Consider the following 15,168-nt stretch of genomic DNA (forward strand, 5'->3'; position numbering starts at 1 on the left):
CCGGCAAGAGGGTTTCAGTAAACTGGCTCGACGTGGCTCAGAATACGGCACGTCGACATGGACGACGCCAGGCTGATGGCGATATCGATCGCTTCAACGGAATCAGCCGTTCCTTCAAGATAGATCACATCATTTTCGGCGATTGCCGAAATCTGCGACTTTTCGAGTCCGGACTCAAATGCCAGTGCGGATGTGATCGCCTGGCAAACGCCAGCCATGCGATCGCCGAAAAAGCTTTCCTGTATACCAGACAGATTGAACATGATGCGTTCTCCTTCTCTAGGGACAGTAACGTCTCAAAAACCGATTTGTTCATCTCCGGTTCATCAATTCGTTCATCTTCCATTCATCTTGGAAAATTGGAACCCCCTTTTCGATCACATTTTCGAAGGTCTGGAACCATTTCGTGAGGCCAGCATTTCGCGGCTGTAGCAGGAAAGGAGGAGGTTATGCTCATTGACAAGACGCAACCGTGTCACCATGCGCTGTGGATGAAACCGGTGGCCATCCACCTGCCGCTGTCCGCAGCGGTAGAAATCTACAGCCCCTTGGTGGCGCTAGACATGCTGATGTACCGGTGGCCGGAAGATCACGGGCCGGAATATGCGCAGGCACGGAAGAACTGCCTGGCAGCAGTTTCGGGAAGATGTGACATTGAATTGGCACGGGAATCGTTCCTGATTGCCAGCAGTCACGCCCACATTCTGAACGTCCACTGACATGCCTATAGCCCTTCTGTCATGAAGGGCTCTTTTCTCTTTTCACATCTTCATGAAGACACGGCTTGTGAGAAACCCGCTCACGGGCGCGATGCGCATGCCGTGTGACATGTGGCTGTCACGCAAACGTTATAATCGGCAGAGACGAATTCCATGGAATCGCCCGGCCAATGCGCCGTGAAAATCTCGGGAGTGGAACTGTACGGCATGGAAACAGTCTTTGGCTTTTGCGCAGCTCTGCTTCTGGCTTTCAATCTCCTCGGCATCGGTCTGGCAGGCTGGCGTCTTTCTCGACCAGGCGGCGGAAACGAACTCACCCGCCAAAAACCGGCGGTCTCCGTCGTGATTCCCCTGCGCGGTATCGAAAACTTCACGCCGCTCACCCTCGCCCGCGCCTTCCAGCTCGACTGGCCGAATTATGAACTGCAGTTTTGTGTGGCTGACGAGTTCGATCCCGTCATCGAGGAAGTCCGCAAGGCGCAAGCCGCGTTTCCGATGGTTCCGTCGCAATTGCTTGTTGGCGATGACCGGATCAGCGCCAATCCGAAGCTGAACAATTGCGTCAAGGGCTGGCGCGAGGCGCACCATGACTGGGTCATTCTCGCCGACTCCAACGTTTTGATGCCTGAGAATTACATCGAGCAGCTGTTGTCGGCCTGGCAGAATGATACGGGCCTTGTCTGCTCGCCACCCCTCGGCTCCCGCCCGGACGGCTTCTGGGCACATGTGGAGTGCGCCTTCCTGAATGGCTCACAGGCCCGCTGGCAATATGCGGCGGAAGCCATCGGCATCGGCTTTGCCCAGGGCAAGTCGATGTTGTGGAACAAGCCGATGCTGGAATCACGCGGCGGCATTCGTGCTCTGGCGGCAGAAATCGCCGAAGACGCCGCCTCGACCAAGCTCGTGAGACAGGCGGGTCTCAAGGTCCGTCTGGTCTCCTCCCCCTTCGAGCAACCACTTGGAGAACGCCGTGGCGCCGAGATATGGTCCCGGCAGACACGATGGGCAAGATTGCGCCGCGTGACCTTCCCGCAATATTTCGCCCCTGAGATCCTGACGGGCGCACTTCCTCCGCTGGTGCTTTCACTGATCGCTGCAAGCCTTGCCGATATTGACCTTGTTGCAACGACGCTTGCGGTGATCGCCATCATGTATGGGCCGGAACTGACGCTTGCGTTGCTGAAGGGCTGGCCAGTGTCTTTCTACACCCTGCCCGCCATGATCGTCCGCGATCTCACCATGCCGCTGATCTGGGCGCGAAGCTGGATCGGTGCACCAGTCGCCTGGCGCGGTAACGTCATGACGATCGGCACGGCGGAGAGCACGCTGGCAGGTCCGTCAAGCGAGCGTTGAGACCAATCTCTCCAGAAGCGCCGACCAAAAAGCTCAGGCTCCGCAGAAGCCGCGCCAAATGCAAACGGCCCTTTCCTCACGCCATTTCAGGGACACATAGAAAAAGGCCATACAATCAGAAACTTCGGAGAATAGTGGCGACCCCTGCAGGACTCGAACCTGCGACCTACTGCTTAGAAGCTAGACGTTTTTTCAATGGAAATGCCAAGTTGGTTGCAAACCGACGCTAATATCTTCCACCGAAAATCAATACGTTGCAGTTCGTTTGCAAACCGGCCCCTGAGTGGTCGACTGTACACAACGACTATTGAATATCAACCTTAACACGTGGATGGCTCCTAATTTTAGCACACGCTTGTCAAAGCGATATTGCGATTCGGATTTCGTCACGTATAAGTCGTGTTGGGCTTAGTCACCCTGATCACGAATAGGTTCGCACAAGGTGCGGATTGAACATGTGCGCAGCTTAGCGGCTGGCGCTACTCGCCAAGGCTTCACGGCCGGGGGCGGTGCGTCATGTCCAAGCTTCGGCCAAAAACCTCCGGGTCATCTTCGTGATGACTGACTAACCCCCGGCTCCGGTGCTGCCCACCGGGTTCTTTCGGCAGGGCTTAGTCACCATGCATGAATTGGAAATGGCATACGCATCAGCAAGAAGCCCGCAGAAGAGAAAAAGACGTCTCTATGTGGCGTCGTGGAAATTCAGCATCGGTGAAATGATTCGAATGGGCGAGATGAAGGCGATAGTGCTTTCCCGCTCACGAACGGCAATGGGCCGCCAACTCTATTCCGTTTGGGTCTGTGGCGAGTGTTATGGCCGGCCTTATCGGTCGGTAGTGGTGTAGCGGCTGATAAAGAAAAACCCCTCTTGCTCGCGCATGAGGGGTTGTGCATTGTTGCCTGCAACCAATTTTCAATGGAGGACTACATGGGCTTTAACTCTCCAGGCACCAACCATCCACTTCGTCGCAGAACGGACCGGGCATGGAAACGAGCTGAACAGCTTGCGCTTTTACTTATGGAGAAAGACCCGTCTCTAACCAAAGCTGAAGCGTTGGAAAAGGCCGTTGCTGAAATGCGCGATAACGGTAGAGGTGACTGGCGCGCAGGTTAAGCCGCCACCTTCAGTCGCTCGACCGCCTCGCTTGCCGAAGCACACTTAGGCCGATCGTCAATTAATGTGCCTGCCGCTTTTGCGTCCAGCAGAATGCCCATGCAGGCCCGAACATGCGCCAGGTGAGACGCACCGCTCTCCGGATCGATGTCCTCACCCGAGAACCATTGCAGTAAGTGGCGGATCGCCGCACTGTAATAGGTGGTCGCGTCGACTGGTTGATCCTGCCAGTTAAAGGCTCCGTATTTGGCGGCGCCAAGTGCCATCACGACGCTTTCCTCAATGATCGCAACAGGCGGCACGAATTGCGCGGAAGGCTTCTTCACTCCGAATGCGCGCTTTGGATTTGATGATGGCATCTTGCCTATGGCCTCGGCCAACGGCACGAGTTCTGCCGGTACCTTGGCGTTATCATTCGCCGGTACGGCTGTGAGGCAGCCGGTGTCTTTGGATGTGATGGTCATGGGTTCTCCTTCTGCATAAGTGCACGGACGATTGCGCATGTTTGAGTGCAATTCATGCCGCCATGGTGCCGCCAAGCCTCGTCGATGAGGGTCGCGGCCTCCTCCAGCGCTTCACGCCGCGCATACGCCTTGGCCTCGGCAACCTCATGGCGAAGGCGTGCCGTGGTGTAGCGCAGCTGGTTGTCTTCCGCAGTGCTCATACCTTCTCCTCAATCTTCTTATCTTCCTCCACCTTCCGCCTCACGACCGGCTTAAACCGGCGCAGCGCGAATGGTGGATCCTCTTCGCCGAATTGCGGGCACACTCCCCGGTTGACGCCAGCCAGCCTGATGCCCGCGTAGTCGCCACCGAGATATGTGCGGCACATGCCTACCCACGTTGCTCGGTAAACCTCCCCGGCACGAATGCCGAGGTATTGCTCCGGAAGGGTAGTGTCATCGATGCAGATCACGTCGTCGCCGGGGCGGATGGTCATCGATAGTCCTTCTCTAAGTGAAGGCAGGCTTGCTGCACGCCGACGTAACAGCTGACCTGCGATCTGATGGGATCAACAGTGCCCACCCAAAGCAGCAGAAACACAGTTGCGAATGTCCATGCGTTCATGCCGCCTCCTTCATCTCTGCCCGCTCGCGGATCGCACCCATGATCTCCTTCACTGTCGTCCAAGGCACGACGACGTTGCGGGTGCACTCATCGCCGTCCTCGTCCCGATCTTCTACGTCAAAGCTGAACTCGCCTATGTATGCGGCCTTGGTCTCGCCACTCGGCGTCAAAGCTTCCTGCAATCGCTCAACCTTCCCTCGCAGATGCGAGAGAGAAAGATCGTGGAAGCACTCGTTGGTGAACTCCGGCGCGACGTTGGCCGGGATGGCGTAGTGTCCGCGCTCCTTCGGCGTGTACTTATCCTTGATAGGAATGCCGTGGCTGGCAAACTCCTCGGCGAGCCAGCTGCCCGCCTTGTCTCGGATGCCGGTGTAGCCCTGGTGGCCGGGGCACTCGTACAGGTCTCTTTTTAGAAGGACGTACTGGGTCATGCCGCCCTCCCCGCCACCAACGCCTCAAACGTCGCCAGAAACTCGATCTCCGCCTCCTCCGGCGTCCAGTACCTCAACCGAACGCCCAGCGTTTTATCGTGGCGGGCATGCCAAGGCATCGGCACCAGGTTAACCAGCTCGTCGGCGATGATGCGGTTGTCGGCATCGTGCACTTCGTCCGGCAGCTCGCGGTCCAATTGGAACCGCGCCGCGATCGCCAGCCAGTTCTTCTGCTCTATGTCCTTGTAGTTCGTCAGGTACGGCTTGAGCGGGCGCGGAATGTCCACGCAGTAAGCTTCTGGCGCATCGTGCAGAAGGCCAGCCAACGCCACCTCCGGCGCGTGCTTGGCTGCAAGGTGACGGGCAATCAGGACTGAATGCTCAGCTACGCTGTAGAACTTGATGCAGTGACCAGCGTATCGGCATTGCAGGCCAAGCGAATGCGCGATGTCCTCGATGAAGACTTCGTGCGGACGTGGATCGCAGGGCCAGTATTGGCGGCCGGTGTAAGTCTGTATGAAATCGCCTGTGCGGCTCTCGGCGGGCTGGTTGCGGGTTAGGCCGATGTATTGGCCGCGCGCCTCTACAGGCACGTTGTCATTCGCACCGAAATATTTGCAAAGCGGACCAACAGCTCTACTGTCGGTGGTCGACGAGACAACACCGCCAGACGGATACCAGTCTTCTGCAAGTTGGTCGCCAACAGATGGCTTGAATGGCTCCGAGTGTTTCCCGGTTCGACGTTCGAAATATCGCTGCGGAGTGTCAGCGTGCGCCAAGGCGATCGATGCGAGCGGGTCTTTCAATCTGCTCACAAATCCGCCTTTCTTCATGGCCTCGATGGCCTGTCCATAATTCATGATGTCTCCTCAGTGGTGTGGTGTTTGACCAACAGTTGGTGGCTGGCGGGTGGTGATTTTCATTTTCCTTGTTATGTGATAACATTTCAGAACTGAATCGCTATCAAAGGAGCGCGCCATGCGGGAATATCGCCACCCATATTTTAAAGAAGTATTCTTTGCCGAGGATGCATCCATCCTGCCGGCGGGCTGCTACCAAACTGGCAACAGCGCCGACAGATACTCAGAGGAAAACCGCCTGCATGAAATGGCATCCATCCTTGGTTATGCGCAGTGCTACGAACACAATCTGCATGTACGCGGTACGGTAAGCTTCTCTGCTCAATGGTTTCTACACGACAACGAATTGGTGGCCCCTGCGCTGAAATATTGGAACTAAGCCACCGCCCTCACCTGCCCATTGTCATTGGCTGCAGTCCGCCCATACCAGCCGTCGACCATCTGCGGCGACATCGTGAGGCGCGACACCTCGCCGTGTTCCGCCGAGTATGTGATGACCTTCGCAGATCTGCCCGATAGCCATCCTCCATTCGCAGCATAGGCGTCTGGCGCGGCCAGCGTCTCGTGCCGCTCAACCTTCATGAGGTTGGTTGTCTTGAGCTCGTCAGAGTGCAGGTGCCCAAGGTGGGCATAAGAGAACTGCGTGCGTCCGTATACGTCACGGAACTTGCCTGCGAACACAGAATCGACGTTGCCGACGTTTCTGCGGTGACCGTGATGAATAAAGAGCGACGTCTTGCCGTGCTCGACGACATAGTAAGTGCTGGCCGAACTATCGACCGTCACACGCGGCTCGTCTTCGTAGAACGCAGCGAACATCTCACGCAGCCAAGCGCCGCTGGCCGGGTCGTGGTTGGCGTCTGCCATGATGATGTGCACGCGTTCGTGCTTCTCGAGCATCATGCGCACGATGCGGCGCAACGTCCGGATGATGACGCGCACGACCTTGGGAAATCGCGAATCCGCATCGAGGATATGCCCGCTCGTCGGCGTCTTGCTTTCCATGCCATCGTAGTGCGCTAGGTCGCCCATCTGCGCCAGAACACCGGTGCGAGCCGCTGGCGCCAGTTCGATTGCCGCCGCGAACCAGTCAGTCAGAAGTGCTTCGGCGATCGGTAGGTCGTAATCCGCGCCGGTTTCCTCTCTCCATGAAAGCGCACCGAAGTGAGCGTCGGTCACAGCATAGAAGTTGAGAAGGTCGGCATGTGTTTTCTGTGGGCGCGCAACAGGCTCCGCGCGCGGCAGATCCTCCTTAAACGCCTCTACCGCAGCACGCATCGCGGCGTCGCGGGCCACGGCATCCACCGCCGTCTTCTGCCACTGCTGGATAACGCGACCCTCAGCATCGACGAGCGCAGACACGCCTTTGACCACGTGACCAGTCGGCACTGCGAACTTCTCGCCGCGCTCCTGCGTCTGTTGGATGAATGTTCCGCTCGGCGTGTTGCTGATTTTGCTGATACGGAATCCAGGCAGGACCGGCTCAGTGCCTAAAAGGCCAGCCTCAGCGGCTCGGCGCAAGCTTTCGGAGAGCGCAGACTTCTTGACGCCGAGCGCTACGGCAGCGGCTTTCAGCGTGCCGTGCTTTTTGTAGGCTTCGGCTCTTCGGCGTAGTTCTTCTGTGGGTAGAGGCATGCAGTCTCCTCGATGTGGTGGTTGAGGCCGTTTGGTGGGCGGCCGTTTGTTTTTAGCGATATGGAATTGGGCCGTTTTCACTGGGATAAGCGGTTTTCCCGAGGACCCAGAATCCGAGGAACCATTGCAGCTTGAAAGAAACCCCATACCAACGCGCAATTTCGTGGTCGGCGTAATCGTTCCGCCCTTCTGTGGTACTCCCCTTAGAAAGGAGAGTACCGGTGTATGCGCGAATCTTCGTGGGATTGTCGGGCTCCCCATTGTGAATTCGAAGGCCTAGGAAACTCTTCACCCCACCCTCCCCAGCAACTCACAAACCGCAGTCGAAGGCACAACAAAGCCATAGCCAACGAGAGAACCAGAGAAGCCAACGGGAGCGGCCATAACGCCGACGGTAATGCCGATGAGGTCGCCGCCATCGGAATACACCGGCCCACCTGATTGCCCCATCACAGTCGTGATGTCTGTCACATAGACGGACTTCCACGGACCTGTTTCGCGGGGATCGCCGGCGATCTTGCCGTAGGCAGCAACGAATTCGATTTTCAGGGGATTGCCGTAAGCAACGATAGGATCGCCCGCCTTCACAGCGCGGCAGGCCAGCTTTGCGGCGCCAAGCCCCGCCGACGACGTGCGCAGCAGTGCAATGTCGTACGCTTTATTGATCCAGAGGACATCGGCCTTGCGGTTCTCACCGCCCTTGGCTTTCACCTGGACTTCCTTCGCATCGCCGACGACGTGCGCAGCAGTGACGATAAAGCCATCTCCGATATGAACGCCGGAGCCGTGGCCGCTTGCTGGGAAAATTTTGACAGTGGCGCTCTCGGTGGCTGGCAATGCCGGTGGAGGAAGGAGCGCATAGGCGGCCGCAGAGGTCGCGGCGACCACGAGGAATAAAACAACGAGGAATGCTGTCGACGAACGCCGCAGCGAGGCACGCAGGAATCTTCTGAGCATGATTATCCCCTCTTTCTGGCGACCGTGCGCCAATGTGGTGGTTTCGGCTGGTTGCCGAGCGGCTGGTGAGGCCGACAATCAAGCTATACTGTTTTTACAAATTTGTCAAGGTTGCGCTTTGCGCGCCATAATCAATTGACACCGCGCGCAAACGGAACATAATAAGAACATGAATACTTACCGTTTTCAGGCTGGAAGATCGGTCGTCACCGTACAGGCAACCACAGAAAAAGAAGCGGCGGCAAAGGCAAGTGAAAAACTCACCCACCTTGCCGCCAAGTTTTTCGTGCGCCCGCCTGCTGATGGCTGGACATTACAACAAATAGAGGCGCCATGACCGACCAAAAGACGAAATCAGGCGACGGTGTTCTCGATCAGCACTGGTGCGAGCATCCGAGCTGCAAGCAATGGGGCGGCTTTGGTTTCAGCCGAAGCAAGGCCGAGAAATCGACCTGGCATTGCTGGGAACACTATCCACACAAAGACGTGCCGTAGTGACATACCAGCCGAAACATCGCTGGAAGCGTACCCAGATAGACCAGAGAGACCCACCGACAGATTACGACTGGACGGGGTACGATGGGAAAGACGCTATAGGGCGAGCTCGGAAAGAGATGCATGGCCCGACGAAGGGCAAGTGGCATTGGGCTGGATGGTTCCCAGATGGGTTCAGGGGTAGGCCACCAACGCCGAACGCTGGCTACGCCCCTACCTGCCGAGAGGCGATGCAGAAGTGTGAGGAATATTGGGGGCGGGTGAGGGAGGCAATTGAGGGAGGCCAACTATGACATCGCAACTGACAAGACAAAAGCAAGCAGAGCAACGCCTAGCCTCTGCTCTACGCCTTTTCAACGATGCAATACGCGAGGCACATGAGGTCGGGCTCGATATTGATATCTCCGAGCTGACTATGCACACGCCACGCGGCCCGATGATTAGGGTCGATCTGAAGACGTTTCCATTGAAGGGCGCGCCGCCTGTTCTCCGGGTTGTGGAGTAAGATTACCCTCGGTTGCGATGGGTTGCTTGACTCCTCGGGCGGCATTTTATTTGAATGCTAGCGTTTCAGGGGACGAGCACCGTATTCAGCTCACCGCATTATATTATTTCAATATTGACCAATGTTTCATCAAGTACGCCGCCTCGGGGAACCGGGCGGCTTTTGATTGTATTTTTATCGTGGTAGGAACTGAAATGCCTTACATCGAACGCGATCTCCTAGCTTATTCGTACGACAATCCTGACCACGCGTACCGCACCGGTACAAACTATCCACTTCCTGACGGGCACGCCGCATCCATTGGGCATGTCATTGCGAGCACCGCAAAACTTGAAGGATATCTTCACACCGTCGTTCGACACTTGTCTAAAATTGACGACGAGACGGCCAGAATATTTACGGCCAGACTATCCACTACTCCGATTATCAGCCTGATTGAGGACCTTGTTCCCGAGAGAAAGCCTGAGATGGAAAAGTCATTGAGTGAACTCGTCAAGCGACTTAACTACGTCTTCCGCATTCGGAATCTAGTTGCTCACCATGAGGTTACTTGGAATGATTATTCACTCAGGTTTCAAAGCGGCAGTTTCGCGAAAAAAATAAGCGACCCTAGAAAAACTTGCTTTCCAATCGAATTGGATGAGATGAAAAACATTGCTTTGCTGGCTGAACTTCTCGCGTCTTCCTGTTACAACCTGCTAACAGATAAAGCCTCCGGCCTAGACTTAGCGATAGCAACCATCGAAAATTTCGAAAAAGAATACAATCTGCCCGAAGACCCAACAAAACACTCGAACAGAATATCTAGAACTCCGTCTGATTTCGTGCCGTCATACATATTTTAGCAATGACTGGGCGGGTGCGCTATTAAGACCCCCACCCAGGTATTGACCGCTTAATCGACAGTCAAAACGAGAGCACCATTCGCAAACTTGACGTTAGTGCCTGCGCCGACTGACTGTGCTCCACCAGTGAGCGGTCCGTACATAAGCAAGTTGCCTGCACTAGCCGCATCATAAACGCCGAAGTGAGAAACAGTTGCAGCTGCTGCAGCAGCACCGAAGTCCGCATCAGCGTTAAGAGTGAGAACGCCACCGGTCCTTCCAAACGTGCCGACAACGCGACCGGCCACACGGATAGTAGTGGTGACCTCGGCTCCGCCAGACCCAGGGTCCGTCGGATCGCCATTGAAAAGAGCCACATATCGATTTGCTGGCGCAGTCGGCATTGCAGTGCCATTCACCCACGCAGCGACGGCTGCTTCGAGGTAATCAGAAAATCCAGCCATTATTCATCCTTCTCAAGTGCTGCAAGGCGCGCCAGTTCTTCTGGGCTTGGAGGCGCGAAAATCGCGTCAGCATCGAGAGCCACCGTTTCCATGATTGCGAATGCGTCTCGATTGTCTCGGTAGTTCTCATCGTATTTGACACGCTCTGGGAGTACGTATTTTCCTGCGTACTTGCCGAGATCCACCTTTCTTGGGTCGAGCGTGTAAATCTGGCCCTGAGTGGCCTCCCTGAGACGGGCGGCCTCTATCTCGGTGATGACTAGAAAAGGCAAAAGATTTGCCATTAGGTTGCTCCAATAGCTGAGAGGAATGTTGTGACGCGCGAGTGCATTTTCGTCGCATCGCTATCCGTGAATGACGATCCACTGTAGAAAAGCGCCGCCCTGTCTGCGGCGTACTGCGTCGCGTTCCTGAGGATGTAGGCTGGACCAGTAGCGACAGCGCTTGCTGCAGCGGTATCGCTTACACTGAGAACTCCGTTGCGGTAGTACGCCCTAGCCGCAGCCCCAGTTCTTGTCACCGTTCGGTGACCAACGAGTGTCTCCGCCGCGCCGAGGTTGTAAGATGAGCTGTCGTTCATTCGGAAGCTTCCAGCGCCGGCAGGATTTGGCGTTAGGAAAGTTCTGGTGGACTGGCTCGATCCGAAGAGCGGAGCAGACGCCGTGCTGGCCTCTTGGTTGACGTAGATGCCTATGGTTGCCGAGTTCAGCGCAAAGAGGTTGCCTGATGCATTGAATGCCTCCTGAAGACTTGCGTGGCTTGATACGCCGTCGCCTTTCATGCCTCGGTACGCTGTGTAGGCGGGAGAGTTTGCCAGAGACAGCGCTTTCGCAAGGTTTCTGACGTTGCGCGCAAATCCGGCCGATGTGTCAGCCGGGACGATAAGCCAGTCGAGCTTTGACCAAATACCGTCAGTTTTTAGGCCCGAAACAAAACTGTTTAGAGCCTGCTTGAAGTCGGCTGATGAGCTTGGCGCATATCCGTCCAAGTATGCTTGTGCATCCGTGTCAAACGATGACCCAGGTGTTAGCGTCACAGTCGCCGTCGCAGATGTAAGGCTAGAAACCGCACCGATCAGTCCGGCAACCGTACTCAAGTAGCCAGAGGCGGAGTTGTCCGTTGTAGACGTCGCCGACAAAGCCAGCATCGCCAGAATGATTGCGGTCGCGTCGGTTTCAGAAGATGCTGACCCGAAAAGAGTGAACCCAGACGATAGAACTCCCGACGCAGAAGACATTCCTGCGCTGGATCCAGAAGCGGAAAGTATTCTACTCAGCGTAGCTTCGCTCAGGACGCCCGAATCCACGGCGCCGTATAAAGAAGCTTGAGCCAGGATTGCTGCTATCGCAGATGAATTTGATGCACCCAGTCCGCCCAAGAGGATATCATCCATAGGGGTTATGCTCAGCGTGCCATCCGCCGCAGACATTCCCTGCGCAAATCCTCTAAGTGCTCCGAGGATTACAGGGTCGCCGAGTACGCCAAGCAGCGCGAAGTCTAGAGCTCTCCTGTCTCCGTGGGCTGAAGTTGCGCCAATAATCAGAGCATCGATTAGCCGTCTGATGCCCGCGCCATTCACATCCCCAACAAGGAGGGCATCAAGGACAGAACGGCGGCCATCAATACTGACAGATGCCATCAACCCGCCCGCCTGAGATAAGTGTTGGATGTGCTGACGGTCACCCCATCCGCATTAACAACGATGAAGCGCAGATAAGCTATGCGGCCTAGCGGAAGAGCCAATGTCGCCTCCTCATTGAGGATAAAATAGCCGTGCGCCTGGTCGCCTAGAGGAGATCGATTTTCGATCACCAGATCGTCGCCTTCGGGGAGTGTTATCGCCTGCTTGGAGAACAGCTTCAGCGAGACGGTGCACCCCGTCAGATCCGCAACGCCTTCGCTGGTAACGATCCGGAAAGGCTGCCTGACCTCGTCACCTCCGTTGAATTCAATGTCCATGAATCCCCCTTTGGGATTGCCTATCGGCCTTTAATTTGCCCGCGTCGTGCGCGGCTTAGATTGGTTCTCGACGATGCGATCAACGCGCAGCGTCATCTGATCGACGGCGCTCTTAACGCCGCTGATGGCTTCCATGATTTGCTCGGTGGTCTCGCGCATACCGGCCTTGGTGATGTACGTTTCAGCAGTATGGAGCCTGTGCGCCGCCAACTCTTCTCGAGCAAGCGACGCCATTGCGTGCGCTGCTGCGGCCGCGCCTGCGGCTTCGGTCTTCGCCGCGCTGATCTTGGCGTCGACATACTTCCAGAGGCCGAATAGGAAACCGAAGACGGTGATAAAGAACACCGCGACGGCCATGATTTCAGGGCCGCTCATGGCTTACCTTCCTTCTGCTGCGGGTCCTGTCCACCAGAGCGAAGCGCGTCATCCCGATCAATGATGTAGTTGCGCAGAGCCAAATGGCGCCGATAGCAATCAAGCAGCGCCACCCTGTCGGGAATCCAGAGGTCTTCGACTTGCTCTTGCGTGAGAGGCTCGTTGCCGATGTTGGCCGGCAGTGCGCACAGCTTCATCAGCGCGCTATCCGGAGCCGCAATGACAGGCGGCTTGACCGGGCTAACGAATTTTGTTGATACGCTGCACGCTGCCAGAGCCAAGGGCAGTACGGCCAGCATCAGGATCTTGCTGAGCTTCAAGCCGCAGCTCCTTTCGCAATTCAGTGATTTCTTGTTCGCGTGCGGCGATCTCGGCTAGTGCCTCGGCTTCGCGCTTCTTTGCTGCGTTGTTCGCGATAGTCTGCCGTCGCTGCTCGTTGGCGTCGGCCTCGGCGAGCTCGGCTGCCCTTGCGGCTTCTCGCGCTTGGTAGACAAGTTCTGCCGCCTCGTAGCCGTTGCTGTAGATGCGATTGTGTACGCCCCAGAGCAGCAAGGACGCAGCGATTGCGGCGTAGAGATACATGGCTGGCTTGCTGAGGAAGATGCTCACTTGGCGCCTCCCTGTAGGCCAGACACGCAGACCTCCGCCTCACCGGCGCGCTGTGCGTCGCCCATCTCGCGGCGATTCACCAAACCACGCACAACGCGACCACCTGCCTTGTTCCACGCTGTCTGCGCTTCGCAGGCCCTGCGGTATTCACCATTCGGGATGTGGATAAACATTGCCGTCGAGCCAAGCTGGCCGCGACGGGGATTGGTGGAGCCGACACCGAAGTTATAGGCGCCAGAAATCATCGACGCCTGCACGCTGTCCGGAGCCTTGATGAAACCGCGCCCCTTGTCGACTAGCGGCAGGTAATAATCCTCGATGACGCGCTTTCTGAGCATCGCATCGCACTCGGCGAGTGTCTTGCGCATGCCAATTTTGACGCCTTCCGTCTCACCCCAACAGATCGTCGGAACGCCGACGATGTCGCGATAGGCAACGAGGTGAATGCCCTCCCATGGCTTGATGAGCTTGTCGATTGCAAGCTGCACGGCAGGAGGCGTATATCCGCGCGCGATGGCCGCGCGAATCTCTGCTGGCGTGTCCGGCGCTGAGCCACCAAACAGTGTCGCCCAGCCGGTCGCAATGGCAAGCGCCACCGCAGCCGCCACGGCTGACTTACCGCGTTTCGTGGCGACGATTTTATTGATCGGCATCACCGACCTCCTTCTGCGCAAGAATGCGCGCCACGAACGCGGCAGCCGTAACCAACAGCGTTAGGCCGGCGAACAAGCCTGCAGGGATGGGCAGCGCAATGAAGGGAAGCATCGCCTCGATGCCGGATAGCACCGCGGCGAGCACGATTAGGCGGACGGACCAGGCGCGTTTTAGCACCTGCCGCCAATTGTGGATGAGCATGAGGATTCCTTGTTGTGGTTTACGCTACCGGCCAAGCGATGGGAGCAATCTCCGCAAGAAACTGCTCGACAGTTGGCTGTTCGCGCTGGCCAGACTGCACCTTGGCGAGTTCGCCATACGCATAGAACCATACGTTATCGCGCCAAGCTACGAAGGCCTGAGCCTCAGCCGCCCATTTCGGCCTTGTCGACGCGGTGTAGGAGGCGAGCGTCACCCCGTCGCGGAACTGCTTCTCGCGCGCTGTACTGTCGACAAGGTTCTGGATTGCGTTTTCGTAGTCGGTGATGGTTGCCACAGGCTGAGGCGGCTCCACAGCGACGACTGCGCCATCAATCCATTTGCGACGACCAGGATTATCGAGCAGGTCCTGCCACTCGTTCTCCGATATCTCGACAGCGCCCTCAGGAATGTTGTCGCCGTGAACTTCATCGGAGTAGAAGCCCATAGGGTAACCCTGTTCATTAAAAACAGCAAAAATCATGGCTCAGTATCCTATTGCGATCCAGTAATAGATGACACCGCTCTGCCCGCTTACAGAACCTGACTGAAGGTTCCTAGAGCGTATATCGAAGCCTGTCGGCCCGACTTGTGACGTTGCGGCAGAAATCAGCCGGTCCTGCTCCGGGTAGTATGTCCCGCAGTTCATGACCACCGCAACGCAGGCCGTTGGGAAGGCCAATGGGAAATTGACGCGTTGATCGGCGGTTGTCAGCGAAGCAGTGCCCCATTTGACTTGAAAGCCATCAGGTAGGTTTTCGCGCCCATTCGCCGACAGTACACGCGTTGCGCCCATTGTATCGAACATCGCCGCACCATTCGCGTCGTCCAGAACGGTGCGGGCAAACGCTGTCAGCGTGGCCAACGAAGCCGACGAAGCGCCGTTGAAGTATGGCAAGCGATCAGCAGCAGGTGTCAGGGCATGCAGCGCGGCAATCGCGCCCGTGAT

21 protein-coding genes and 3 pseudogenes are annotated in these 15,168 nt (G+C 56.8%); 6 read left to right on the forward strand and 18 right to left on the reverse strand.

All coding sequences use genetic code 11. From position 1 onward, the window contains the following. Positions 1-14 precede the first annotated feature (14 nt). Positions 15-263, reverse strand: a complete 249-nt coding sequence (locus tag FY156_09035; GenBank protein UXS01603.1) for a BON domain-containing protein — start codon at positions 261-263, stop codon at positions 15-17. A 186-nt stretch (positions 264-449) separates the two neighbouring features. Here FY156_09035 and FY156_09040 point away from each other — a divergent pair, with 186 nt between their 5' ends. Next, positions 450-719: a DUF982 domain-containing protein gene (locus tag FY156_09040; GenBank protein UXS01604.1), complete on the forward strand. Its 270-nt coding sequence runs from the start codon at positions 450-452 to the stop codon at positions 717-719. Between the two features lie 207 nt (positions 720-926). Beyond that, the gene (locus FY156_09045) at positions 927-2,072 is read left to right on the forward strand and encodes a glycosyltransferase (GenBank protein ID UXS01605.1); all 1,146 of its coding nucleotides are present in this window, start codon (positions 927-929) and stop codon (positions 2,070-2,072) included. Between the two features lie 1,476 nt (positions 2,073-3,548). Here FY156_09045 and FY156_09050 read toward each other — a convergent pair. From FY156_09050 to FY156_09070, 5 genes and pseudogenes are all read right to left on the reverse strand, one after another. Further along, a pseudogene (locus tag FY156_09050) lies at positions 3,549-3,650 on the reverse strand (deoxynucleotide monophosphate kinase). Then, positions 3,647-3,850 (reverse strand): hypothetical protein, encoded by a 204-nt coding sequence (locus FY156_09055; GenBank protein ID UXS01606.1) that lies wholly within the window; start codon positions 3,848-3,850, stop codon positions 3,647-3,649. Before FY156_09055 ends, FY156_09050 begins: the two are co-directional and overlap by 4 nt. After that, a complete protein-coding gene (locus FY156_09060; GenBank protein UXS01607.1) occupies positions 3,847-4,125 on the reverse strand; it encodes a hypothetical protein in 279 nt (92 codons plus the stop codon). The genes FY156_09055 and FY156_09060 overlap by 4 nt, the downstream gene beginning before the upstream one ends. Before the next feature lie 124 nt (positions 4,126-4,249). Next, positions 4,250-4,684, reverse strand: a complete 435-nt coding sequence (locus FY156_09065) for a hypothetical protein (GenBank protein UXS01608.1) — start codon at positions 4,682-4,684, stop codon at positions 4,250-4,252. Then, positions 4,681-5,262 (reverse strand): annotated as a pseudogene (locus FY156_09070) (hypothetical protein). Before FY156_09070 ends, FY156_09065 begins: the two are co-directional and overlap by 4 nt. A gap of 400 nt (positions 5,263-5,662) precedes the next feature. On the opposite strand from FY156_09070, the gene FY156_09075 reads away from it, so the two are divergent. After that, positions 5,663-5,923 (forward strand): hypothetical protein, encoded by a 261-nt coding sequence (locus tag FY156_09075; GenBank protein ID UXS01609.1) that lies wholly within the window; start codon positions 5,663-5,665, stop codon positions 5,921-5,923. Here the strand turns inward: FY156_09075 and FY156_09080 are convergent. Continuing rightward, entirely contained in the window at positions 5,920-7,179 is a 1,260-nt protein-coding gene (locus FY156_09080; GenBank protein UXS01610.1) for an oxidoreductase, read from the reverse strand. The two genes, FY156_09075 and FY156_09080, sit on opposite strands and share 4 nt — an antisense overlap. A 288-nt stretch (positions 7,180-7,467) precedes the next feature. Further along, complete coding sequence (locus FY156_09085) at positions 7,468-8,136, reverse strand: trypsin-like peptidase domain-containing protein (protein ID UXS01611.1); 669 nt, start codon at positions 8,134-8,136, stop codon at positions 7,468-7,470. A 169-nt stretch (positions 8,137-8,305) separates the two neighbouring features. Here FY156_09085 and FY156_09090 point away from each other — a divergent pair, with 169 nt between their 5' ends. The 3 genes from FY156_09090 to FY156_09100 all read left to right on the forward strand — a co-directional run bounded on the left by FY156_09090 (position 8,306) and on the right by FY156_09100 (position 9,981). Next, a complete protein-coding gene (locus FY156_09090; protein UXS01612.1) occupies positions 8,306-8,473 on the forward strand; it encodes a hypothetical protein in 168 nt (55 codons plus the stop codon). A 447-nt stretch (positions 8,474-8,920) separates the two neighbouring features. Next, entirely contained in the window at positions 8,921-9,136 is a 216-nt protein-coding gene (locus tag FY156_09095) for a hypothetical protein (GenBank protein ID UXS01613.1), read from the forward strand. Between the two features lie 194 nt (positions 9,137-9,330). Further along, a complete protein-coding gene (locus FY156_09100; protein UXS01614.1) occupies positions 9,331-9,981 on the forward strand; it encodes a hypothetical protein in 651 nt (216 codons plus the stop codon). A 50-nt stretch (positions 9,982-10,031) separates the two neighbouring features. Here FY156_09100 and FY156_09105 read toward each other — a convergent pair whose 3' ends face one another. The 10 genes and pseudogenes from FY156_09105 to FY156_09150 all read right to left on the reverse strand — a co-directional run bounded on the left by FY156_09105 (position 10,032) and on the right by FY156_09150 (position 14,511). Continuing rightward, entirely contained in the window at positions 10,032-10,424 is a 393-nt protein-coding gene (locus FY156_09105; GenBank protein ID UXS01615.1) for a hypothetical protein, read from the reverse strand. Further along, positions 10,424-10,708: a hypothetical protein gene (locus FY156_09110; GenBank protein ID UXS01616.1), complete on the reverse strand. Its 285-nt coding sequence runs from the start codon at positions 10,706-10,708 to the stop codon at positions 10,424-10,426. The genes FY156_09105 and FY156_09110 overlap by 1 nt, the downstream gene beginning before the upstream one ends. After that, positions 10,708-12,063: a hypothetical protein gene (locus FY156_09115; protein ID UXS01617.1), complete on the reverse strand. Its 1,356-nt coding sequence runs from the start codon at positions 12,061-12,063 to the stop codon at positions 10,708-10,710. Before FY156_09115 ends, FY156_09110 begins: the two co-directional genes overlap by 1 nt. Then, the gene (locus FY156_09120; protein ID UXS01618.1) at positions 12,063-12,383 is read right to left on the reverse strand and encodes a hypothetical protein; all 321 of its coding nucleotides are present in this window, start codon (positions 12,381-12,383) and stop codon (positions 12,063-12,065) included. The genes FY156_09115 and FY156_09120 overlap by 1 nt, the downstream gene beginning before the upstream one ends. A 30-nt stretch (positions 12,384-12,413) precedes the next feature. Next, on the reverse strand, positions 12,414-12,758 hold the full coding sequence (locus FY156_09125; GenBank protein UXS01619.1) for a hypothetical protein: 345 nt from the start codon (positions 12,756-12,758) through the stop codon (positions 12,414-12,416). After that, on the reverse strand, positions 12,755-13,078 hold the full coding sequence (locus FY156_09130; GenBank protein ID UXS01620.1) for a dehydrogenase: 324 nt from the start codon (positions 13,076-13,078) through the stop codon (positions 12,755-12,757). The genes FY156_09125 and FY156_09130 overlap by 4 nt, the downstream gene beginning before the upstream one ends. Next, complete coding sequence (locus FY156_09135) at positions 12,999-13,367, reverse strand: hypothetical protein (GenBank protein ID UXS01621.1); 369 nt, start codon at positions 13,365-13,367, stop codon at positions 12,999-13,001. Before FY156_09135 ends, FY156_09130 begins: the two co-directional genes overlap by 80 nt. Next, a complete protein-coding gene (locus tag FY156_09140) occupies positions 13,364-14,020 on the reverse strand; it encodes a lysozyme (GenBank protein UXS01622.1) in 657 nt (218 codons plus the stop codon). Before FY156_09140 ends, FY156_09135 begins: the two co-directional genes overlap by 4 nt. After that, entirely contained in the window at positions 14,007-14,222 is a 216-nt protein-coding gene (locus FY156_09145; GenBank protein UXS01623.1) for a hypothetical protein, read from the reverse strand. Before FY156_09145 ends, FY156_09140 begins: the two co-directional genes overlap by 14 nt. 19 nt (positions 14,223-14,241) lie before the next feature. Next, positions 14,242-14,511: pseudogene (locus FY156_09150) on the reverse strand (hypothetical protein). Positions 14,512-15,168 lie beyond the last annotated feature (657 nt).

Source organism: Agrobacterium tumefaciens (assembly GCA_025559845.1).
In the GTDB taxonomy this organism is placed as follows: Bacteria; Pseudomonadota; Alphaproteobacteria; order Rhizobiales; family Rhizobiaceae; genus Agrobacterium.

What these genes read in the sequence shown, in the direction of transcription:
- FY156_09035 (UXS01603.1), bottom strand. Translation starts at nt 263, where the DNA reads ATGTTCAATCTGTCTGGTATACAGGAAAGCTTTTTCGGCGATCGCATG.
- FY156_09040 (UXS01604.1), top strand. Translation starts at nt 450, where the DNA reads ATGCTCATTGACAAGACGCAACCGTGTCACCATGCGCTGTGGATGAAA.
- FY156_09045 (UXS01605.1), top strand. Translation starts at nt 927, where the DNA reads ATGGAAACAGTCTTTGGCTTTTGCGCAGCTCTGCTTCTGGCTTTCAAT.
- FY156_09055 (UXS01606.1), bottom strand. Translation starts at nt 3,850, where the DNA reads ATGAGCACTGCGGAAGACAACCAGCTGCGCTACACCACGGCACGCCTT.
- FY156_09060 (UXS01607.1), bottom strand. Translation starts at nt 4,125, where the DNA reads ATGACCATCCGCCCCGGCGACGACGTGATCTGCATCGATGACACTACC.
- FY156_09065 (UXS01608.1), bottom strand. Translation starts at nt 4,684, where the DNA reads ATGACCCAGTACGTCCTTCTAAAAAGAGACCTGTACGAGTGCCCCGGC.
- FY156_09075 (UXS01609.1), top strand. Translation starts at nt 5,663, where the DNA reads ATGCGGGAATATCGCCACCCATATTTTAAAGAAGTATTCTTTGCCGAG.
- FY156_09080 (UXS01610.1), bottom strand. Translation starts at nt 7,179, where the DNA reads ATGCCTCTACCCACAGAAGAACTACGCCGAAGAGCCGAAGCCTACAAA.
- FY156_09085 (UXS01611.1), bottom strand. Translation starts at nt 8,136, where the DNA reads ATGCTCAGAAGATTCCTGCGTGCCTCGCTGCGGCGTTCGTCGACAGCA.
- FY156_09090 (UXS01612.1), top strand. Translation starts at nt 8,306, where the DNA reads ATGAATACTTACCGTTTTCAGGCTGGAAGATCGGTCGTCACCGTACAG.
- FY156_09095 (UXS01613.1), top strand. Translation starts at nt 8,921, where the DNA reads ATGACATCGCAACTGACAAGACAAAAGCAAGCAGAGCAACGCCTAGCC.
- FY156_09100 (UXS01614.1), top strand. Translation starts at nt 9,331, where the DNA reads ATGCCTTACATCGAACGCGATCTCCTAGCTTATTCGTACGACAATCCT.
- FY156_09105 (UXS01615.1), bottom strand. Translation starts at nt 10,424, where the DNA reads ATGGCTGGATTTTCTGATTACCTCGAAGCAGCCGTCGCTGCGTGGGTG.
- FY156_09110 (UXS01616.1), bottom strand. Translation starts at nt 10,708, where the DNA reads ATGGCAAATCTTTTGCCTTTTCTAGTCATCACCGAGATAGAGGCCGCC.
- FY156_09115 (UXS01617.1), bottom strand. Translation starts at nt 12,063, where the DNA reads ATGGCATCTGTCAGTATTGATGGCCGCCGTTCTGTCCTTGATGCCCTC.
- FY156_09120 (UXS01618.1), bottom strand. Translation starts at nt 12,383, where the DNA reads ATGGACATTGAATTCAACGGAGGTGACGAGGTCAGGCAGCCTTTCCGG.
- FY156_09125 (UXS01619.1), bottom strand. Translation starts at nt 12,758, where the DNA reads ATGAGCGGCCCTGAAATCATGGCCGTCGCGGTGTTCTTTATCACCGTC.
- FY156_09140 (UXS01622.1), bottom strand. Translation starts at nt 14,020, where the DNA reads ATGCCGATCAATAAAATCGTCGCCACGAAACGCGGTAAGTCAGCCGTG.
- FY156_09145 (UXS01623.1), bottom strand. Translation starts at nt 14,222, where the DNA reads ATGCTCATCCACAATTGGCGGCAGGTGCTAAAACGCGCCTGGTCCGTC.